20 protein-coding genes are annotated in these 19,672 nt (G+C 38.8%); 11 read left to right on the top strand and 9 right to left on the bottom strand.

All coding sequences use genetic code 11. The features are described from left to right. Positions 1–7 precede the first annotated feature (7 nt). Positions 8–268 carry a hypothetical protein gene (locus ACLCDV_RS12320; RefSeq protein ID WP_317666893.1) on the bottom strand — a complete coding sequence of 87 codons (261 nt, stop codon included), beginning with the start codon at positions 266–268 and terminating at the stop codon, positions 8–10. A 462-nt stretch (positions 269–730) separates the two neighbouring features. On the opposite strand from ACLCDV_RS12320, the gene ACLCDV_RS12315 reads away from it, so the two are divergent. From ACLCDV_RS12315 to ACLCDV_RS12305, 3 genes are all read left to right on the top strand, one after another. Next, a complete protein-coding gene (locus ACLCDV_RS12315) occupies positions 731–874 on the top strand; it encodes a hypothetical protein (RefSeq protein WP_317666894.1) in 144 nt (47 codons plus the stop codon). A gap of 91 nt (positions 875–965) precedes the next feature. Next, positions 966–1,334: a hypothetical protein gene (locus ACLCDV_RS12310; RefSeq protein ID WP_333575067.1), complete on the top strand. Its 369-nt coding sequence runs from the start codon at positions 966–968 to the stop codon at positions 1,332–1,334. Between the two features lie 13 nt (positions 1,335–1,347). Next, a complete protein-coding gene (locus ACLCDV_RS12305; protein WP_411973846.1) occupies positions 1,348–4,431 on the top strand; it encodes a lantibiotic dehydratase in 3,084 nt (1,027 codons plus the stop codon). A gap of 4 nt (positions 4,432–4,435) precedes the next feature. Here ACLCDV_RS12305 and ACLCDV_RS12300 read toward each other — a convergent pair whose 3' ends face one another. The 3 genes from ACLCDV_RS12300 to ACLCDV_RS12290 all read right to left on the bottom strand — a co-directional run bounded on the left by ACLCDV_RS12300 (position 4,436) and on the right by ACLCDV_RS12290 (position 9,018). Beyond that, positions 4,436–5,140, bottom strand: coding sequence for a LytR/AlgR family response regulator transcription factor (locus tag ACLCDV_RS12300; protein ID WP_411973845.1), 705 nt, complete (start codon positions 5,138–5,140; stop codon positions 4,436–4,438). A 28-nt stretch (positions 5,141–5,168) separates the two neighbouring features. Next, positions 5,169–5,978 carry a sensor histidine kinase gene (locus ACLCDV_RS12295; RefSeq protein ID WP_333575063.1) on the bottom strand — a complete coding sequence of 270 codons (810 nt, stop codon included), beginning with the start codon at positions 5,976–5,978 and terminating at the stop codon, positions 5,169–5,171. Positions 5,979–6,657: 679 nt separating this feature from the next. Continuing rightward, positions 6,658–9,018, bottom strand: coding sequence for an ABC transporter permease (locus ACLCDV_RS12290; RefSeq protein ID WP_411973844.1), 2,361 nt, complete (start codon positions 9,016–9,018; stop codon positions 6,658–6,660). A gap of 225 nt (positions 9,019–9,243) precedes the next feature. Between ACLCDV_RS12290 and ACLCDV_RS12285 the strand changes: the two genes are divergently transcribed. The 3 genes from ACLCDV_RS12285 (at position 9,244) to ACLCDV_RS12275 (ending at position 11,809) form a co-directional block, all read left to right on the top strand. Then, positions 9,244–9,696 carry a DinB family protein gene (locus ACLCDV_RS12285; RefSeq protein WP_317666900.1) on the top strand — a complete coding sequence of 151 codons (453 nt, stop codon included), beginning with the start codon at positions 9,244–9,246 and terminating at the stop codon, positions 9,694–9,696. A 141-nt stretch (positions 9,697–9,837) separates the two neighbouring features. Next, entirely contained in the window at positions 9,838–10,308 is a 471-nt protein-coding gene (locus tag ACLCDV_RS12280; protein WP_333575061.1) for an OsmC family protein, read from the top strand. A 265-nt stretch (positions 10,309–10,573) separates the two neighbouring features. Continuing rightward, the gene (locus tag ACLCDV_RS12275; protein WP_411973843.1) at positions 10,574–11,809 is read left to right on the top strand and encodes a TCR/Tet family MFS transporter; all 1,236 of its coding nucleotides are present in this window, start codon (positions 10,574–10,576) and stop codon (positions 11,807–11,809) included. Between the two features lie 47 nt (positions 11,810–11,856). On the opposite strand, the gene ACLCDV_RS12270 is transcribed toward ACLCDV_RS12275, so the two are convergent. Beyond that, positions 11,857–12,006: a hypothetical protein gene (locus ACLCDV_RS12270; protein ID WP_216640357.1), complete on the bottom strand. Its 150-nt coding sequence runs from the start codon at positions 12,004–12,006 to the stop codon at positions 11,857–11,859. A 182-nt stretch (positions 12,007–12,188) separates the two neighbouring features. On the opposite strand from ACLCDV_RS12270, the gene ACLCDV_RS12265 reads away from it, so the two are divergent. Next, positions 12,189–13,424: an MFS transporter gene (locus tag ACLCDV_RS12265; RefSeq protein WP_411973842.1), complete on the top strand. Its 1,236-nt coding sequence runs from the start codon at positions 12,189–12,191 to the stop codon at positions 13,422–13,424. A gap of 115 nt (positions 13,425–13,539) precedes the next feature. Here the strand turns inward: ACLCDV_RS12265 and ACLCDV_RS12260 are convergent, their stop codons facing one another. Further along, positions 13,540–14,409, bottom strand: a complete 870-nt coding sequence (locus ACLCDV_RS12260; protein ID WP_411973841.1) for a pirin family protein — start codon at positions 14,407–14,409, stop codon at positions 13,540–13,542. 246 nt (positions 14,410–14,655) lie between these two features. Here ACLCDV_RS12260 and ACLCDV_RS12255 point away from each other — a divergent pair, with 246 nt between their 5' ends. Next, positions 14,656–15,525, top strand: coding sequence for an alpha/beta hydrolase (locus ACLCDV_RS12255; protein ID WP_411973840.1), 870 nt, complete (start codon positions 14,656–14,658; stop codon positions 15,523–15,525). Between the two features lie 42 nt (positions 15,526–15,567). On the opposite strand, the gene ACLCDV_RS12250 is transcribed toward ACLCDV_RS12255, so the two are convergent. Both ACLCDV_RS12250 and ACLCDV_RS12245 read right to left on the bottom strand, forming a co-directional pair. Beyond that, on the bottom strand, positions 15,568–16,494 hold the full coding sequence (locus tag ACLCDV_RS12250; protein WP_411973839.1) for an SRPBCC domain-containing protein: 927 nt from the start codon (positions 16,492–16,494) through the stop codon (positions 15,568–15,570). A 40-nt stretch (positions 16,495–16,534) separates the two neighbouring features. After that, positions 16,535–16,840 carry an EthD family reductase gene (locus ACLCDV_RS12245; protein ID WP_411973838.1) on the bottom strand — a complete coding sequence of 102 codons (306 nt, stop codon included), beginning with the start codon at positions 16,838–16,840 and terminating at the stop codon, positions 16,535–16,537. A gap of 176 nt (positions 16,841–17,016) precedes the next feature. On the opposite strand from ACLCDV_RS12245, the gene ACLCDV_RS12240 reads away from it, so the two are divergent. From ACLCDV_RS12240 to ACLCDV_RS12230, 3 genes are all read left to right on the top strand, one after another. Beyond that, positions 17,017–17,649 carry a DJ-1/PfpI family protein gene (locus ACLCDV_RS12240; protein ID WP_411973837.1) on the top strand — a complete coding sequence of 211 codons (633 nt, stop codon included), beginning with the start codon at positions 17,017–17,019 and terminating at the stop codon, positions 17,647–17,649. After that, positions 17,646–18,008, top strand: a complete 363-nt coding sequence (locus tag ACLCDV_RS12235) for a helix-turn-helix domain-containing protein (protein WP_411973836.1) — start codon at positions 17,646–17,648, stop codon at positions 18,006–18,008. Before ACLCDV_RS12240 ends, ACLCDV_RS12235 begins: the two co-directional genes overlap by 4 nt. Before the next feature lie 99 nt (positions 18,009–18,107). Next, positions 18,108–18,275, top strand: coding sequence for a hypothetical protein (locus ACLCDV_RS12230; protein WP_411973835.1), 168 nt, complete (start codon positions 18,108–18,110; stop codon positions 18,273–18,275). 59 nt (positions 18,276–18,334) lie between these two features. On the opposite strand, the gene ACLCDV_RS12225 is transcribed toward ACLCDV_RS12230, so the two are convergent. After that, positions 18,335–19,537 (bottom strand): MFS transporter, encoded by a 1,203-nt coding sequence (locus ACLCDV_RS12225; protein ID WP_411973834.1) that lies wholly within the window; start codon positions 19,535–19,537, stop codon positions 18,335–18,337. Between the last annotated feature and the right edge of the window lie 135 nt (positions 19,538–19,672).

Genomic DNA, 19,672 nt, shown 5'->3' with positions numbered 1-19,672 from the left:
AGCTCAATTATCGCTTAGATTCCTGAACAAAACCGTAAATTATATAGTCCCCCCGCTCTTCAAGCTTGATCGTTTTTATTTCATTCTGGTCAAATTCATGGATTGGTTTATGTATAAAATCTTGAATTCTGTCAAATGCTACACCGATTTTTGTGTTTTCATCCGTATAAATCTGATGTTCTGCGGAAGTTTGCCAGCTCACTTTTTTTCTAAATAACCGTAAACCTTCTCTTTTCAAAAAACTGTGCATTTCATTAGATAAATTCATATTCTTATTGTTTTATGCGCCCACACTACTCACCTATTTATTTGGCAGATGTTTTTTATTTAGGTTCAAAACCTAATCTTTTCAATAGCCTATTCACCTATCCCCCCCCAAAAAACACTAGTAATCAGGAAGAAAAACAGATCAATAGAACTAAAAATAGATAGAACTAAATTAGTAAACCCAATAGAAACCGACAATGACACCCGCCTTATTTCATCGTACCCAAATGCTATTTCATCGAATTTATTCCGTTCAGGTCATGGTGCTTCTTTCCATGTCAACGATAACCTAACAGTGAAGGGTCACACAAACGTTGTTCAATCAAACGGAAACAACAGCATATCCTATTTTTTTCATCGAATAGAATCTTTAGTTCGTCTGATTCATTTTCAATTCTGTCGATATTATTCGTCCTTCTTTTGCTTAGAAAGCACATTTGTGTACAATTCAACAACATAAACTATGGAAAACATTGAAAATTTTTTAGCAGAAGATTTTGCACTGGATGTACAAACTGTCTGCGCAGTCGAACCGATTTCATTTTTTGATTTTGACGATATGGAGCTTGTGACAATCAAGACGGTTACGTCTTCAAAAGTGATATAAAAGAGGATTATGTCGTAAAGGCGTTCTGGTAGGCGCCTTTGCGGCAATCGTCTTTTATACCCCCATATTTCAAAACAATAGAATAGCACAGATGATAACACCCAAACTAAAATGTATTCTTATCGAGGATGAGCCTCTAGCTACAAAAAAAATCGTTGAGTACATTCATATGTTACCAGATCTTCAATTAATAAAAATGGTTGAAGACATTGAAAACCCAGCTTTATTTAGTCACGAACTAAAATCTGCCGACATTCTATTTTTGGACCTCATTGTCAGTGGTGGGAATATCAGTACACTTGCCGAAATGATAGCTGATATTCCAATACTCATCGTTACATCTGCTGTATCACGATGGCAATACCCTGAATTTATAAAAAAAAGGAAGCACTTTGCATTGCAAAAGCCTATTTCTCCGGAAATGTTCCTGTCATGCATAAAACAGGTAATGCAACATTAAAGCTGACTATTCCATGTCTCTATTCAAGTTTTCCAATTACTTTCTTCTACGCACGCCAATACTTTCTAATGCGCTTGCAACTGACCTTTTCAGGCTAACAAATCTGAAAGATCTTGAAGACCGACTTCGCTATTTACTTCAAGATGAACGACTGAAAGAAGCCTTACTTCTAGCAAGCCCTTCTTTCTTTGCGGAGGTAGAGAAATGGCTTGATTACAAAAAAGATAGCAATCCAAAAATGATCATCTCGCTACTCAAATACACCATTCGAATGAGCACTAGAGCCACCCCTTTTGGTTTATTTGCCGGAGTATCGGTAGGAAACTTTATTGCCGCGGAAAAGAACCTGTCATTAGTAAGGAATCATGTTAATAAAGGCGTGTTAAAACTAGATGCGACCATATTAGTCGGAATTATCGAAGAGATATCAAAAGACAAAAGAATCTATAACCAACTTCAGTACCGTATCAACCCCACGCTGTACCTAGATGGAAAGGACTACAAATACTATCAAAAAGTAACAAAGGGAAAAAAGAGCCAAAATATATTAAAACGAGTACGGTTTACCCCTATTTTAGACCGTATTGTTCACTATTTCGAGAGCAATGTGAAAGCCGTCCATTATCAGTCATTGACAGACCTATTGCAAAATCTTGGAGCATCAGCAACGCATTCGGTTCTATTTGTCGATAAACTAATCAGCCTTGGGATTATATGCTCCGAACTGCACCCCAATGTAATCGGTCGGAGTTACCTTGAAAGTCTGATAAAGACACTAGAAAGAGTGGACAAACAAAAAGTCTATTTACAACCATTATCGACGATCAAAACACTACTTAACAGCGCTCAATCAATCATCAAGATTCAGAAAGCGGTAGTTAAGTTGTTACAGCCGATCGTGCCAGATCACGACCTAACCAATGTGATACAAGGAGACCTTCTGATTGGTATGGCGGAAAATAACCTATCGAAGACCGCATTAAATCATATAAGGGATCAATTTCAGGAGCTATTGCCACTTTGCAATAGAAGCGTTTTAGCAGATCTTGACCGATTTAAATCTGAGTTCGCTCATAAATATGAAGAAAGAATGGTTCGTCTGACAACAGCGTTGGACCCAGATATTGGTATCGGTTATGGTAGTCGAGAAGGTGTTTACAATATAACGGATGAAATACTAGGAGATGTTAAAAATATAACTTCCCCCAGCCAAACAACAGGTCATATTCATCACTACGAAAATCTGGTCATTGAAAAATTTGTGGAAAGCGTAAAAAATCGATATGCAGAGATTCAGCTTACCAGCACAGACCTCGATAATATCTCCAAACAGCGTAAACAAACAATCGATTCCATGCCTTGTTCTTTCTATGCTATTGGCAATCTCCTGAAGAGTCCGACACAAGAGCGATTATTCTTCAACCTCGGAACCATCGGAGGTTCCTCTTCGGGAAATCTCATGTCAAGATTTGCACATTTGGACGAAAAATTGGACAAGTGGATAAAAGATTCTGCGGAAAGGGAGCAACAACAGTATACCAATGCAATATTGGCTGAAATTTCTTATTATCCAGATAACAACGCGGGAAATATCATTCATAGACCTGCTCTCAGAAAGACATCAATTTGTCTAACCCCAACAATTGATCAAGAACAGCAACAAATTGATGTCAATGACTTATATCTTTTCCTTAAAGACCAGCGCCTTATCTTATGGTCTAAAAAGTTCAATAAAATGGTCATACCACGTCTGACGACGGCCCATAATTTTGAACATGGCATGAATCTCTATAAATTTCTTGCAGACTTTCAATTCCAAAATAATAGACTAGATCTTTCATGGAATTGGGGAATTATGAAAGAGCAGCCAAGGCTTCCAAGAATAAGCTACAAAAATATCATTTTATCAAGAGCACAGTGGCGTATTCAAAAACTAGCAAAATACCCAAATGATCCAACCACTTTTGTAAAAAATTTACAGACAGCATTGGAAATACCAACAATGGTCGTTATCTCCAACGGCGATAATGAATTACTGATAAATTTAGAAAACCCTTTTTGTGTCGAAATGCTATTGGATCAACTATGCAAAAGAGACACGACATTAACTGAATATCTTCTAGGTGACTATTCCGCTGTAGTAGGCGATAAAGATGAGAATATTTTTGCCAATGAGATCATTATCCCAATAGAAGCACACACTCAACATTACACCAACGACTCCGCCCCTCAAGAAAGCAACCTAAAGAGATGCTTCTCTTTGGGAAGTGAATGGATCTATGCCAAAATCTATTGCGGAGTACATTTTGCGGATATTCTGTTAATGGAAACATTTCCATTAATCATGAACGTAATTAATCAGCAGGGAAGTATGAGAAAGTGGTTTTTCGTACGTTACAATGATCCGTCTCCGCATATTCGATTGCGGATAGAACTTTCAGATTCAAGTCAGTCTATTTCCGTGATATCCACCATGAACAGCTTTTTGGAACAATTTGTCGAAAGTGGGCAGATTTCAACGATATCATTTGACACTTACTCGCGGGAAATTGAACGATATACCCCGTTTTGTATGGAGCTTAGTGAAGAGTTATTTTATCAACAGAGCGAAGCTATATTGACGACAATGCAGCAAAGCACTTCAATCAACGATCGGTGGCGATTGGCTTTCGAATATATGGAGTCCCTGTTAGGCGCTGCAAAATTTACGTTGCCTGAAAAAAAGGATTTCTGCATTCGGATGAACACGCTTTATCAACAAGAATTCGGCAATAATAAAAATCTTTGGATTCATCTCAACAACAAGTTCAAAGATAAAAAAGACTGGTTCGATAATCCATTAAATAACTTAACAGATTTCAAATCGAAACTAGATACAATCCAATGCAACATCTTTTCAATTCTGAGGGCCAATACCAGTAAAGATGAATTTCGGGCAGCGCAATTCTCCTTGCTGTCAAGTTATATTCATATGTTTATTAATAGACTATTCATGTCGGACCAACGACTACATGAACTCGCTATCTACCATTTTATGGTCGGCTATTACAAAATGCAAGTAGGAAAACAGAAAAAGAATCTAACAACAATAAGTTAAACATTTAGATAAGTCCCATCTTTGCAAAAAGCTGATTGCGATATTGTAAACCAATGCCAAGTTCGACTCCATTTTTTAGAATTACTTTACTTGCTTCAACACCCTTGACTTGTTTGATATTAACGATATAAGATCTGTGCATACGCGCAAACATATCCCAGGGAAGTTCTGCTTCCATATCTTTCATCGTCGAGAGCAAAGTTTGCATACCATCTACCGAATAAATTTGGATGTAGTCTCCCCAAGCTTTTAGATAGAGAATATCCGCAGGATCTATAAAGATAGTCTTGTTCCTATCCTTTATCTTAATCGCCTTTCTTTCACCTTGTGGCCCCCTTCTAGAAAATAAAATTGCTTTTTGAACTTTTTCAATTGCCTTTATCAATCGTTCTTCCGTCAACAGCGGTTTTAAAATATAGTCGATTACATCCAGCTCAAATCCATCCACGGCATACTCATAATGACCAGTTATAAAGACAACAAATGGTGGATGGGCAAGTCCTTTAAGAAAAGTAATCCCATCCATTTCGGGCATATCTATATCCGACAAGATGAGATCGACCTCACTCTTTCTTAAAACATCTATAGCTTGTAACGGATTTTCGAATACACCCAATATTTCGATCAGGCCTAATTTGGAAACTAATTTTTCCAATCGACCTCTTGCAATCGGCTCATCTTCAATAAGAATAGTTTTAATTCTGTTCATAAGTACTTAGCGATCCTCAGCGTTGGTGCTACGGCTTTTCTTCAGCCTGTAAAGTTACAACAAGATTAACACTAAATACACCCCCATCTGATTTAATTTCCAAAATGTGCCTGTCAGGGTAATGAAGCTCCAGTCTTTTTCTTACGTTATCTATTCCTAATCCCCCAACATAATTTTCGGGTTTGGAAAGTTCTCTATAGGCATTGGCGATATACATGTTTACCTTGTCATCCTTCACAGAAATGTCTATGGATATCCATCCAGCTGAAGAACTTAAGCGGGGTCCATGCTTAAATGCATTTTCCACAAACGGAAAAAAAATCAGGGGTACCACCATACAGCTTTCATCATCAGTCGCTAAGTTTACTTTGACTTGTACTGTCTCACTATAGCGCAACTTTTCCAACTCAATATAATCCTTAAGCAGTTGAAATTCGCGACTAATTTCGACCTTTGGCTGATTACTTTCGTGCAATAAATACACCATAATACCACTCAGTCGCATCATACTTTCACCACCTCTTTCATCATGATCGGATACCAAAACATAAATACTATAGAGTGTATTAAGTAAGAAATGTGGATTAATCTGGTATTTTAGGAAAGCAAGCTCCAATTGAACGTTGTTTAGTTCAAGTTCAGCATTTTTTAGCTCGAGTTTCATTTTTGAATTTCTAACAAACATAAATGCCTGTACTATCTTTACGGTCAACGGTAAAGCGACCAAAAAAATAAAATCCAATAAATAATCACTGATTGAGGATAGCCGGAAAGCACCCAGAATACCTTGCCGTTCGACTATTTCGAGATAAGTTGACAATCGTACATCTGGTGCCAAATACCTTAACGTTAATATTGCAGCATAATAACTTAAAAAAGACCACCAAGTATAAATTACGAGCAACCATAAAATACAGAGAACAAACTTACCTCGAATAAACCATTGTGGTATGACAATATATGCTGTTGCGTAAAAAATCGTTAATAAAGAAAATACATCCTTTAAAAATAGCAACCATGAACTCGTAATATCTATTCGCTGATATGCTATGAATTGCATACCCAAAACCACAAACCAAAAACATAAATGAAAAAAAACACGTTTTCCAGTATTGTAATTTTGGAAAAGTCCCGTCATAGATAGCATACTTCTCAATAATATGTGGCTAATATAAATATATCATTTAATTTGTGCTCGGCTCAATTGTCAAACAATGGTGCAAAAAGACAATTTTGAGACAAACCACAACAATAGATAGATATAGCAAGCTAAATATATAATTAATTACAATATTAACAAAAAGAAAAGCTAAAAGTAATCCAAACACAACTAAAATATAGCTGAAAGTAGCTCTTAAATGAAAATCACTTTCATAGGGATAACTATCGCCAATAAAAAAATTTTTGTTCAGGAAACCTGCTGCATGCGTGATATTTTTCGAGTCATTTGAACGCTTCAGCAATTACGCAAAATAGCACAGGCAGTAAACAATAAACTTCAGTTTAGACTGAGCTCGCTATTCGTCGCGTAAGCTCTTAACCGGATTAGCCAAAGCCGCCTTAATAGATTGTGTGCTCACAGTTAATAGTACAATCAAATGAGTTAAGCACGCTGTTACTGCAAATACCCCCCATCCAATTGATATTCGATAGCTATATTGACTGATGTAGCCATCCATAGCCCAATAGGCAATGGGGAATGCAATCAGACATGAAATCCCTACCAACACAATAAACTCTTTGGAAAGCATCTTTGTTAAGGTAAATAAAGATGCCCCGAGGATTTTTCGAACGCCTATTTCTTTTGTTCTGCTTTCGGTCATGTATGCGGCCAAGCCAAATAAACCAAGGCAGGAAATAAATATCGTCAAGCCCGCAAAAATACTTACCAGGCGACCTGTCCGCTGTGCATCTTGAAACTTTCTACTATATTCTTGATTTAAAAAATGATAATCAAAAGGATAGTTTGGATTATAAGTTTTAAAAACAGCTTCGGTTTTCTTTAAAGCATCGCTTATGTTAAGTTTAGGATTCAACTTAATGTGCACGGTCCCTAACGTTCTACTCGCCCCCTCAATGACTGTTGGAGTCACTGTTTTAAACGGTGATTCCTGAATAAAATCTTTAACCACACCTATAATCGTAAACTTATCTTCACCGTCCATAATATAATTTCCGATTGGGTCCTTCATCGCCATAATCTCCGCTGCAGATTCATTGATAATAGCTGACATCGAATCGGTAGGAAAGTTCGCTAAGTCAAAGTCTCGCCCCTTTAAAAGTGTTAACCCTGTCGTTTCAATCAGCTTGTCATCGGCAGACTGCCTGTTAAAAACAATCGCTCGATTGGGGTCCTTACCCTCCCATGATGCACCTCCCCACCCACTCCAACGTTCAGTCATCGGGGACATGGTACGAGTTACAGCAGTGGCGATTCCCTTATTAATCAAATCGTGTCGGATCATTGCAATATTTTTCGTAGCATCTCCGTTTTCTATGACATAGATCAGATTATCCGTGTTAAAACCGGCATCCCTATGCTGAGCGTGTAGTATTTGTTTTCGGATCACAAGGGTACTAACAATCATTAATACCGCAATTGCAAATTGAGTTACAACAAGAGCCTTTCGAGGATTTATTCTCTGTTTAAAAAGGAAAAATCTATTTTTTAACACATTAATCGGTCTAAACGAAGAAAGAAAAAAAGCAGGGTAACTACCAGCAAGTATGCCTGTCAGAAGAATGAAGCCCAAAAATCCGGCCCAAAAATAACCCTCACCTACCGGAAGAGCTAGTTTTCTTCCGATAAGATCGCCAAAGGAAGGTATTATCAGAGCCACTAAAATAAGTGCGACTATTCCAGAAATCAATGATAATAGCATTGATTCTGATAAAAATTGCCAGATCAGACTACTTTTCTGTGCGCCGATCACTTTTCGCACCCCCACCTCCTTTGCCCTGCGCTCACTTTGTGCCGTACTTAAATTCATGAAATTGATACATGCAATCAATACTATAAAACCAGCAATAAGGATAAAAACACGTACCATCTCAATCCTTCCACCTGCAACTGTTCCGTTTTTATATTCATTATAAAGATAACTCTCCTTCATCGGCTTCAAAAAATTTTCACTCTTGACATCAGCATGCCTTTTCGAGATATCTTTTAGCTTTTGCTGTACTGACGTGAATGTTGCGTTGGGATACAGTTCAACAAAAGTTGAAATCGAACTGTTATACCAATTATTATCCGTATAGCCTATTTTAGCAGCAAATGCCCAAGGAAAAAGATACTGCAATTCCGCAAATTGGCTATTGCTGGGGACCTCCTTCAAAACTGCCGACACATGTACTATTTCGTTGCTATCGATCTTGATATTTTTTCCAACGACATCCGTTGAACCAAATAAAGAAATAGCCAAATCTTTTGTCAGCACAATAGCCGAAGGGTCTGCAAGCGCATCCGCTGGATTCCCCGCCAAAACGGGAAGTTGAAAAATTGAAAAGAAAGTGGCATCGACAAAAGCCCCGCGACCAGCGATGAGCTTTTGATCACCAGCCGTAAACAGAAATCCGCTAAGCTTACTTAATCGACAAGTCTGCTTAATTTCTGGAACTTCAAGCTTCATCACCTCCGCCAAAGGTTCGGGAGTGACGAAATAAACGGAAACTCCTTTGTCGTTTCGTCCAACTGACCCCACAATCCCAATTCTATCTGTTTTGGGATACATCCTATCATAATAGAGCTGAGAATTTACCCATAATATAATCAATATACTTGCCGTCATACCAATGGCCAGGCCAAGGATATTGATGGTCATAAACCCCTTATTCCGTGTTAGATTGCGAAAAGCAATTTTGATATTATTCTTGATCATTAGCTGTCTACTATTGATTGGATATTGTAAAGAGAAAAGTCACAAGCACCCGGCCAAAATAAATACATAACTGTAAATCAATATATTAAAACAAAACACCAACAGTAAAATGTTCATTTACGAACAGAAATTGTTCACAAATGAACATTTGAAAGGGTTTACAAAAAATTTATTTCTATCTTCCGTATATTTAATTTTACAGAACCCACATAAAACAACAATTAGATGTCAACTACATTTATGCAGCTGTGGTTATATAATAACTGGGCAAATACAGCACTACTGGATAAACTGAAAAGTGAAGGCGAAAAAGTACCTCCTTCTTGCATACGGCTCTTTAGCCATATTGTTAATGCACAGATCATTTGGCTAAGTCGATTAACGGGTGAAAAACCACCTGTTGGTGTTTGGGATGAGCACAGTATCGTCGATTGCCAAAGGTATCACGATTTAGCTTCAGAAGGATTTGGTCAGCAGATTCATGACAGAAATGAAACGGACGATGAAATTGTCAATTATACCAACACACAGCATCAGGCTTTTCATAATAAAGCCAACGACATTCTGTTACACGTCTTTAATCATGGTACCTATCACAGGGCACAAATAGCAAGCGAAATGCGAAAAAATGGCATTGAACCTATCAATACAGATTATATCACTTTTGTTCGCACATAACAGTATTGCATTCAGAAAGCCTAATTTTCAAGCAGTTCTATTAAAATTTTCATCTAGCCAATTCGATCCATCCTGCACATCTTGCAATTGGCAGACTAGACGTTCTATCATAATGGAAGACACCTTAAATTTGAAACAAAAATGAGTTACAAACATACCTTTAAAGCGTCCCTAACTTGGAATCATCCTGAACAGCCTAGCGTTCTGGGTAAAAAAATTTATACGAAGAGCCATCACATTGCGATCGAAGGGAAAACAGATCTACACGTTTCGGCAGCGAAAACATTCAAGGGTGACCCCGCATTGTACAATCCGGAAGATTTGCTACTTAGCAGCCTAGTTTCTTGTCACATGATGTCCTATTTATACGTCTGCTCGCAAAATAGCATCGAGGTTTTATCCTATACGGACAATGCTGTCGCTACCCTTGAAACGTATGGAGATGGCAGTGGTCGTTTTACAGAAGTTACATTACACCCCGAGGTTCTCATCACAAATGAATTCCAGATAGAGCTTGCTTTATCCCTACATGCCCAAGCATATAAGCTGTGCTTTATTGCGAATTCATGTAATTTCGATATACAACACCGTCCCAAATGTAAAGCCATCTAATCAAAAAAAAGCCGGCACGTTTACAATGTGGGATTGCCCATCAATCATGCAAACACACGAAAAAAACCAGTATCCTCTACTATAGCAGCATAACGTACAAACACGTATTGAATGCTTCTCAACAAAAATGGGATTAGCATAGCACTTATTGAAAGAAAAAAGCCCCCTATTTTCGATTTGTTAACGCTACCGAAAATGCAACACTCACCACAAATTAGTAATTAAATAACAGACAAGTTTTTAAGGATTTCATTACTTTTGAAACATGATGGAAAATTCCAAGAAAAAAGCAGCAATCGGATTCATATTTATCACATTACTTATCGATATTACAGGTTGGGGAATCATTATTCCCGTCGTCCCAAAACTTATCGAGGAATTGATTCATAGCGATATCAGTGAAGCTGCAAAATATGGCGGCTGGCTTGGCTTTGCCTATGCTTTCACACAATTTATATTTTCTCCCGTAGTCGGTAACCTGAGTGATAAATATGGTAGAAGGCCAATTATATTGATCTCACTTTTTGGATTCGCTGTGGACTATATCTTTCTTGCCCTCGCACCAAGTATAGGGTGGCTATTTTTGGGTCGTGTCATAGCGGGATTGACAGGAGCCAGTTTTACAACGGCAAGTGCTTATATCGCCGATATATCTACGGATGAAGACCGGGCAAAGAACTTTGGCTTGATAGGTGCTGCATTTGGTCTGGGCTTCATCATAGGTCCTGTTATCGGAGGTCTACTCGGTCACTATGGTGCCAGGGTTCCCTTTTATGCGGCCGCAGGATTGTGTATGCTGAACTTCTTATATGGCTATTTTATCTTACCTGAGAGCTTAGACAAAGAAAAACGCAGAGCCTTTAACTGGAAACGTGCAAATCCAATTGGGTCTTTTAAGTTTCTTGGAAAACATCCGGAAATATCCGGCCTCATCGTTGCCTTAATTTTAATCTATATCGCAGGTCATGCGGTTCAAAGTAACTGGAACTTCTTCACCATGTATAAATTCGACTGGACAGAAAGAATGGTGGGTATCTCGTTAGGTGTTATTGGATTATTGATTGGATTGGTTCAAGGTGTTTTAATTCGATGGACAACACCCAAGCTTGGCGAACAAAAAAGCATTTTTTATGGATTGACCCTATATGCTATTGGACTCCTGTTATTCTCATTTGCGAGCGAAGGATGGATGATGTTCGTCTTCCTTATTCCCTATTGCTTGGGGGGTATTTGTGGACCAGCTCTTCAGTCTGTTATTACCAAAAATGTCCCTTCAAATGAACAGGGTGAACTTCAAGGTGCACTAACGAGCTTAATGAGTGCAACATCGATTATTGGCCCACCGATGATGACAAACCTATTTTATTATTTCACCCATGACAAGGCGCCATTTAAATTTTCGGGTGCTCCGTTTTTCCTAGCATTTATCCTGATGACGATTAGTGTGATCATTGTATATACTGCGTCTAGGAAAAAGCGAAATCAACAAATAAATCTTTAAACCTCAACTGGCCTATGCATCGAAGAACTGCATAGGCCAGTTGAGGTTTAGAGCTTTGACTTTAAACGGCTCAAGGTCTCCTGTGAAATATTCAGATAGGAAGCAACTATTCTATTGGATAGCCTTCTGACAACCATTGGATTTTCATCCAACAATAAACGATATTTTTCAAGGGCATCTTGCATTAAAAATGACATCAGACGCTTTGTATTTGTTACATAGGCAATTTCCAAGTAGATAACTAGTCCAGTACACAATTATCTCACTTCTGGATCAATTGAGGTTAATCAAACTTCAATTCTTCAATTCATGGATCGAATTCTTCAATTCCTACATTACTGATCGCTGTAAATTTGCAGGCAAGGAGATAAAATTCAAAATGATACATACAACAGAAATAACAAACCAAAACATAGAACTTCACGTAAACTCAAAGCGGGATACACCTGTACTGACGAAGCCTATTTTATGGCTTATTACCTTGACAACCGGAGTAGTCGTCGGCAACAACTATTATAATCAACCGCTTTTGGGATTGATGGCGAAAGACTTTCACGTTAGTGAAGCTGCAATTAGTATGATTGCTATGCTCACCCAGGTCGGTTTTGCAACAGGGCTACTCTTTATCGTTCCTTTGGGCGATATGATAAAAAGAAAGAAATTAATATTATCAATTTTTCTACTCATCATAGTCTCCTTATTGGCAATGGTCTTCGCTCCCTGCCTCGAGTTGCTCTATATCGCAAGCTTTATGGTTGGATTTAGCTCGGTCGTTCCCCAAATGCTCGTCCCCCTTACAGCCGAACTTGCTACTCCCGAAAAACGCAATTCTTCAATCGGAATGGTCATGAGTGGCTTACTATTAGGTATTCTGCTCTCCCGCGTCGCAGCAGGATTCATTGGTGATATCTGGGGATGGCAAGCGATCTATTATATAGCGATAGCGTTAATGGTTCTATTCATGTTATTATTAGCTTTCGCACTCCCCGATGTGAATCCAACATTTCAAGGAAGTTATCTACAATTAATGCACTCATTGATCCATCTGACAAAAACTCAACCGGTATTACGGCTATCTGCACTCAGAGGTGCCCTAGGTTTTGCTGGATTCAGTGCTTTTTGGATTACATTAGTATTTCATTTACAGGAAGCTCCTTTCCACGCGGGGTCCGCTGTAGCCGGATCCTTCGGATTAATAGGGGCTGTTGGCGCTCTAGCAGCAGCATTGGTCGGCCGGATTTCAACGCATGTTTCTACGTATACCGTTATTCTTGGTTCCATATTTATCCTGCTATTGAGCTGGATTGTATTCTACATCGGGGGGAATAGCTATATCGGATTAATAGCTGGTGTAATCTTAATTGACCTAGGTTTACAATCAATGCATATCAGCAATCAATCTGCTTTCTTTGCCTTAAATCTAGGGGCAACCAACCGACTAAATACAGTCTATATGTTTAGTTACTTTGCGGGTGGATCATTGGGTAGTTACCTGGCCTCGCTCGCTTGGAAATACTTTCAATGGAATGGCGTGGTATTGACAGGCTTTTGTTGTACACTACTGGTTTTCATCATCCATATCTGCTACGACAGACGGCCAAAAAACTTTTCTTAGTCGTTGAACACCATAATCTAAAGAAAAGCTAATTAACAGAAAATCTTCTATATGATGATATCCATTAATGGCCTACATGTTATACATGTAGGCCATGGATGGAAACTTATTTCATTTATTCAAGTACGCCAAACTTGCCAGCTTGAAAATCTTCAAAGGCTTGGTAAATCTCTGCCTGTGTATTCATTACAAATGGGCCATAGCTCACGATAGGTTCATCGATGGGCTCACCGCTTAACACAAGTAAAACCGCATTTTTATGGGCCTTTATCGAGATCTCTTCACCATCATGACCGAATAAAACAAAACTATGTTCCTTCGCAAGTTCACCGTTGACCTCGACCACCCCATTCACAACCAGCATCGCAGTATTATGATTTTGTGGAACTAAAAAATTCGTTTCATGTTGCTCTGCCAATTTGATATCAAATAGATTGACAGGCGTATAGGTGTTCGCTGGCCCTACTGTATCCTGAAATTTCCCCGCGATGACATTAACTACCCCTGCTGCGTCAGGCAATAGTACCTTCCCCATCTGATTGGATGTAATCGCCTGGTAATGTGCCTCCGTTGATTTATCTTTCGCTGGTAAATTAACCCAGAGCTGAACCATTTCAAACAATCCACCTTTTTTTGAAAATTCCTCTTCATGGTATTCTTTATGTAATATACCCGCACCGGCAGTCATCCATTGTACATCACCTGGACGAATGACTCCGCTGTTTCCCGAACTGTCGTGATGGGCTACACTACCTTTGTAGGCGATAGTAACAGTTTCAAACCCCTTATGCGGATGTACATCCACGCCTCTGATATGATCCGAAGGTCCAAAATCAAATGCTGCGTTGAAATCCAGTAAAAGAAATGGACTCATCCTCTTTTGGGAAATCCCATTCCCTGGTATCATATTAAATACTCGAAATCCATCTCCTACCATACCCGGTTGAGCTGGACGTTGGAAAATTCTTTCAATTGATTTTTTCATGTTATGATCTCCTTTTTTAGCGTTCTTGATGAATTTAAGTTGAAGCCCAAATTGATTCACTTCATTTTAAATTGCTATCTCAAAGGTACGACAAGAAGAAGCCTGCTTCCAACAACCTGGATTAAGGCATAAACTTAACCTAGATTAAGTTTATAAGAAAAGATACTGCTAAAACTAGGAATCCCACATTTTCTGGATGCCATAGAAATGTGTAACTTCAATAAAAATCATAGACCAAGTATCTTTATGCACTCAAACAATACCGTCACATTAACAAAATTTTACCGTCACCTTTGGTTACGTCCAATACTATTACTCTTGCTATTCATCTTTTTATACCCCGCAGTACATGCGCAATCCAACAGTAAATCTAAAGTGAAACCAAACTGGAATGAAATACTTGAAGAACAACTGTTTCCAGGTAAAAAGCTCCAAGATTCCACGTTCCGCTTTCAGGGCAAATTTGAAGAACAATTTATCACAACAGCAGATCATGTTAAACTCCACGGAATCTTGTTTAAGGCAGACAAGAGCAAAGGACTAATTTTCTATTTGCATGGCAGTAATGGGGCTGTAGATACCTGGGGTAAAATTGCCAATATCTATACTGATAACGGATATGATATTTTTATGTTGGACTACCGAGGTTACGGAAAAAGTGAAGGTAAAGTAACCAATGAAGAACTACTTTATCGTGATCTGCAAACGGTCTATGATAAGCTGACACAACAGTATCCGGAAGATCACATTATCATAATCGGTCAATCTATGGGCACGGCACTTGCTTCAACTATTGCTTCGCATAATTCTCCAAAAATGCTTATTCTTCAGGCACCTTACTATAGTTTTCAAGATTGGACACAACATGTCGCTCCTGAACTCGATACAAGCGGGATTCCCTTTTATTTCGACAATGCTGCGGCATTGCAAAAAGTAAAATGTAGAACGGTCATCTTCCACGGAGACCAGGATAATGCCGTCTATTTTGATTCTTCCATTAAACTGAGTAACTTTTTTAAAAAACAGGATAAATTGATACGTTTGGCAAAGGAAGGACATAATGATTTTTCTAAAAATAAAGACTATCTGCATGCGATTGCCGAGCTATTGCGATAGTCTCATTTTATACACAAAATACACTATGCCCCTTCAGGAATTTTATACATTAAATACGGGATAAGGAAAACCCTTTCCTTTTTCACAGAAAAATTTTAAACTCCGGAAAAATAGCGCCCAATCAAAACTGCAGGAAGCAAATTCCGCACTATAATTTGCCCAGCCATCATGGTGAAACAGCAGCATACATCCCTTTTGCTGAGGTTCAAGTTCAAAGGTCAGTGTTGTTCCAATCCATTCCTCAAATGCCTTAACACAGCGCCACTCGACCCTGGAATAAGGCTTTAGCGAAATAACTTCCATATTTTTAAAATAGCTGGGACCAAATCCAAACCGCAGGATCGCACCAATCTCCGACTTTGCCTTCGTATCTGGTGTCCACCAGCCTGCTAGTCCTTCCGCGGTTGTAAGCGCCTTGTAAACAGTCTCTACAGGAGTTTCAATCAACAGTCTATGGTAGATACTTTTTGTCCCAGGATCATGTGGTAAGCGATTCTCTTCCATAACCCCCAGCGCTATTTCCGCCTTTGGAGTAGGCTGTCCCAGCCCCGTTAAAATCAATTGTCTTAGGCTGTCCATTATATAATACGTCCAGGCATCATGACATACCTGATAACATTCCATCTGGGAATTAAGCCCACGATGAGTGAAATGTAATGTAGTTGTACCCGCATCTTCCACAATATCGAAGATAATGGAACTATTAGTCCATTCCCGTTCATCCTGGGTGAATTTAAAATAGTTTTCGAGGACCCGCCAGACTATTTTACGCTCTGTTTCCATCTTTTCTATCCGTATTCGACAACGATGTACATCCTGATAATGATATATAAACTCACCATGCAAAGCAGCAGTTGGCCCTTCTATATTTTGAGACCACCATCCGCGGACATTATTGATTGCTTCAAATACGCGTTGAGCACCTGCTTCAACGGTAATGCTAATTTTAAAATCGTCTTTTTTCATCATTCATCGTATTTTTAACCGTTAACTCATACTTCTTATCTTCCTATACCTCAATCGAATCAAATATGTAAATCTGAACATCATGATCATAAGGTGCTAAGATTCTCCGGTCAACTGCACAAGCCTTTCCTTGTTCAGACGCAAATGCTATTTTAATCGCTGCTAAACTTTCAAAATATAAGGTTCCAATACAATACACATCGTCGTGTCCAGTCGTCGACATGATTCCACCGTTGGCCACCTCATAACGAATAAGTCCGGGAAGCGTTTTTGCCAAGGGAATATGTATCTCAAAATAGTGTTTGTCAAAAACCTCCCTATCCGTAGGAGTCTTATATATTGCGATCATTCGTACCATCTTGTCGTATTAATTTAAATTTATAGATCAAATATAGCGGACTTCAAAACACAAAAAGGGGTGTAAAATAGACATTCTCAGCGGTTGATTTAGACAAGTCGTTTCGGTATATTTGAATAGTATCAAATAAGCGTACCATCGTTTATCCAATCTTATAAACTTTCGACATGAAACACCTAACGATCTTAGTTCCAGACAGTCAGACAGGCCCTAACACCATATCGTGCATTGTTGGAACATACCACGTATTCACAGAAGCGAACCGCTATTACGATCAACTGAACAGGGAACCTATATTTAATATAGAATTGGCAGGAGTTTCTAGGGAGAGTAACTTTGTCAATGGATTATTAACAGTCATGACGCAGAAAGATATCGCTACAATTCAAAAAACCGACCTCATTATTGTACCCGCTGTCATTTCCAATTTTAGTGCAATAGAAGCTGGGAATAGCATGCTCTCAGCATGGATATTAGACCATTATACCAAGGGAGCAAATGTTGCAAGCATGTGTACCGGCGCATATCTGCTCGCGTCTACGGGGCTTTTGGATAACAAAAACTGCTCTATCCACTGGAAATCAGCGGCCAATTTTCATAAGCTCTTTCCAAAGGTCAACTTAAAAACAGAACAAATTATTACTGATGAGCAAGGAATCTATACCAATGGTGGCGGTTATTCCTTCCTTAATCTCCTCCTTTATCTGGTCGAAAAGTTCTACGACAGACAGACACGGCTATTTATTGCTCCAAAATATTTCAAATTGATATTGCCAGACAAACACAGTCCGATTTTATGATCTTTAATGGTCAAAAGTCACATGGAGACGAAATGGTCATGCGTGCCCAGGACTATCTCGAGAATAACTTTTCAGAAAAAATTTCCATGGAGAAGTTATCTGAAAAATTCACTGTCGGACGTCGGAATTTCGACCGTAGATTTATTAAAGCGACAGGCAATACGCCCGTGGAATATCTTCAACGGATAAAAGTAGAATCGGCAAAAAAAGAGTTGGAAAGCTCGAGGAAAACGGTAAATGAAGTGATGTACGCTATTGGATATACGGACATAAAGGCTTTCCGCGAGATATTCCGTCGGTTTACAGGACTCTTTCCCCTTGAATATAAAAACAAATACAATAAAGCAGCAATAAAATAGAACCAAACGCTCCGCGGTTATTATCTTCCTTCTTTGGGAGAAGGCCTTATTGTTGCCAATGAACAAGCTGCGGGAATGGCATTGTTAAAAATGTATTTAATGCAAAATTCCAAAGTTGTGCTACCAAAAGAAAATACAACTGCCGTTTCCTTTCTATTGAACCAAGGATATCCAATAAAACGCCAGGCCAAGCGCATGTACCTGGGTGAAAATATTGATGTTCAATTTCAGTTTATCTTCAATAGAATTGGTGGAAATCTAGGTTAACACCAATTCTATTTGCTTTTTTTCAAAGTCCGATAGTAAATTCAAGAAAAAATGAAGGATTACGAAAGCTGACCAACGGTATCCTCATGAACCTCTTTGGCAGCCACAACCAGCTGCTTTTTGCTTCGTTGGATATAACATAGGGAAATTACGATTCCTAAAGCCGCCATAACTGCACCAACCAAGGCCGGAGAGGTATAACCATAGCCTTGATGAATGGGTACACCACCTAAAAAGGCACCCAATGCATTTGCAATATTAAAACAAGCAGGTCCTAAAGAAGCAACCAACATTTCAGCATCACTTTTTACCGAGTTAAGCAATAATAAGGTTAACGAAGGTACGAGTGCAAAAGTTGTGACTCCGGTTAAAAAAGTCATCACCAAGGATACCCAAACGTTGTCAGACAGCCCGTAAATAACCAACATACATAAAATCTGAACCACCAGTACGGCTACAACCACCTTTGTTGAAGAAAAAGCGTCCGTCAACTTCCCTCCGATCAAATTCCCAACAAACATACCTAATCCAGCCAGGACCATAATATAAGGCAGGTATTTATCAGCAATACCAGACACTTCAGTCATCAGCGGAGCTATATAACTTATCCAGGCAAACAACGCTCCTGGAGCTACTGAAAATAACAAAACCATAAACCAGACATTCACATTCCGAAAAATGCCAAAGTCCTTCCAAGGATTATTTTTAGGTGCTGCTTTCATCTTAGGCATCCACAACTTTAAGGCTAACATGGTCAAAATACCGACGATAACAATCAATAGAAAAGTATAACGCCATGAAAAATGATGTCCAATATAGGTCCCCAATGGAACCCCAAATAAATTGGCAACTGTCAATCCGGAAAACATCGTCGCTACAGCCTGCGCTTCTTTACCAGGATCGGCCAATCGACTGGCAATAACAGACCCTACTCCGAAGAAAGCGCCATGTGGCAATCCCGAAATAAAACGCGAGACTAATAAAAGACCATAGTTTGGAGCAACCACAGACAGTCCATTAAATAGGGTAAACAATCCCATGAGGATAATCAAAGTCTTAAGTGGTGAGAATCGATTCATAACAACCACCAACAGTGGGGCACCGATAACTACACCTAAGGCATAAGCTGTAATGAGATAACCAGCTTCCGGAATTGAAACTTGCAAACTTTCGGCAACGTCCGGTAGCATCCCCATCATACTAAATTCGGTAATTCCTATCCCTAATCCCCCCAGTGCAAGTGCTAATAAACTCTTCTTCATATATAAGTGAAATTATTAATAATTCAAATTTCTATCAGAATAATTTAATAAACAAATCATTTAAATCGTACAACCTATCATTAAACTAATAGCACCGTCTTTGTCTCAATGAAAACACCTATATTAGCCTGAGGT

The sequence above is a fragment of the Sphingobacterium sp. Lzh-3 genome, from assembly GCF_046764375.1.
Taxonomy (GTDB): domain Bacteria; phylum Bacteroidota; class Bacteroidia; order Sphingobacteriales; family Sphingobacteriaceae; genus Sphingobacterium.
Note: the sequence above shows the minus strand (reverse complement) of the source record. Positions and strands in the feature narration are given on the sequence as shown.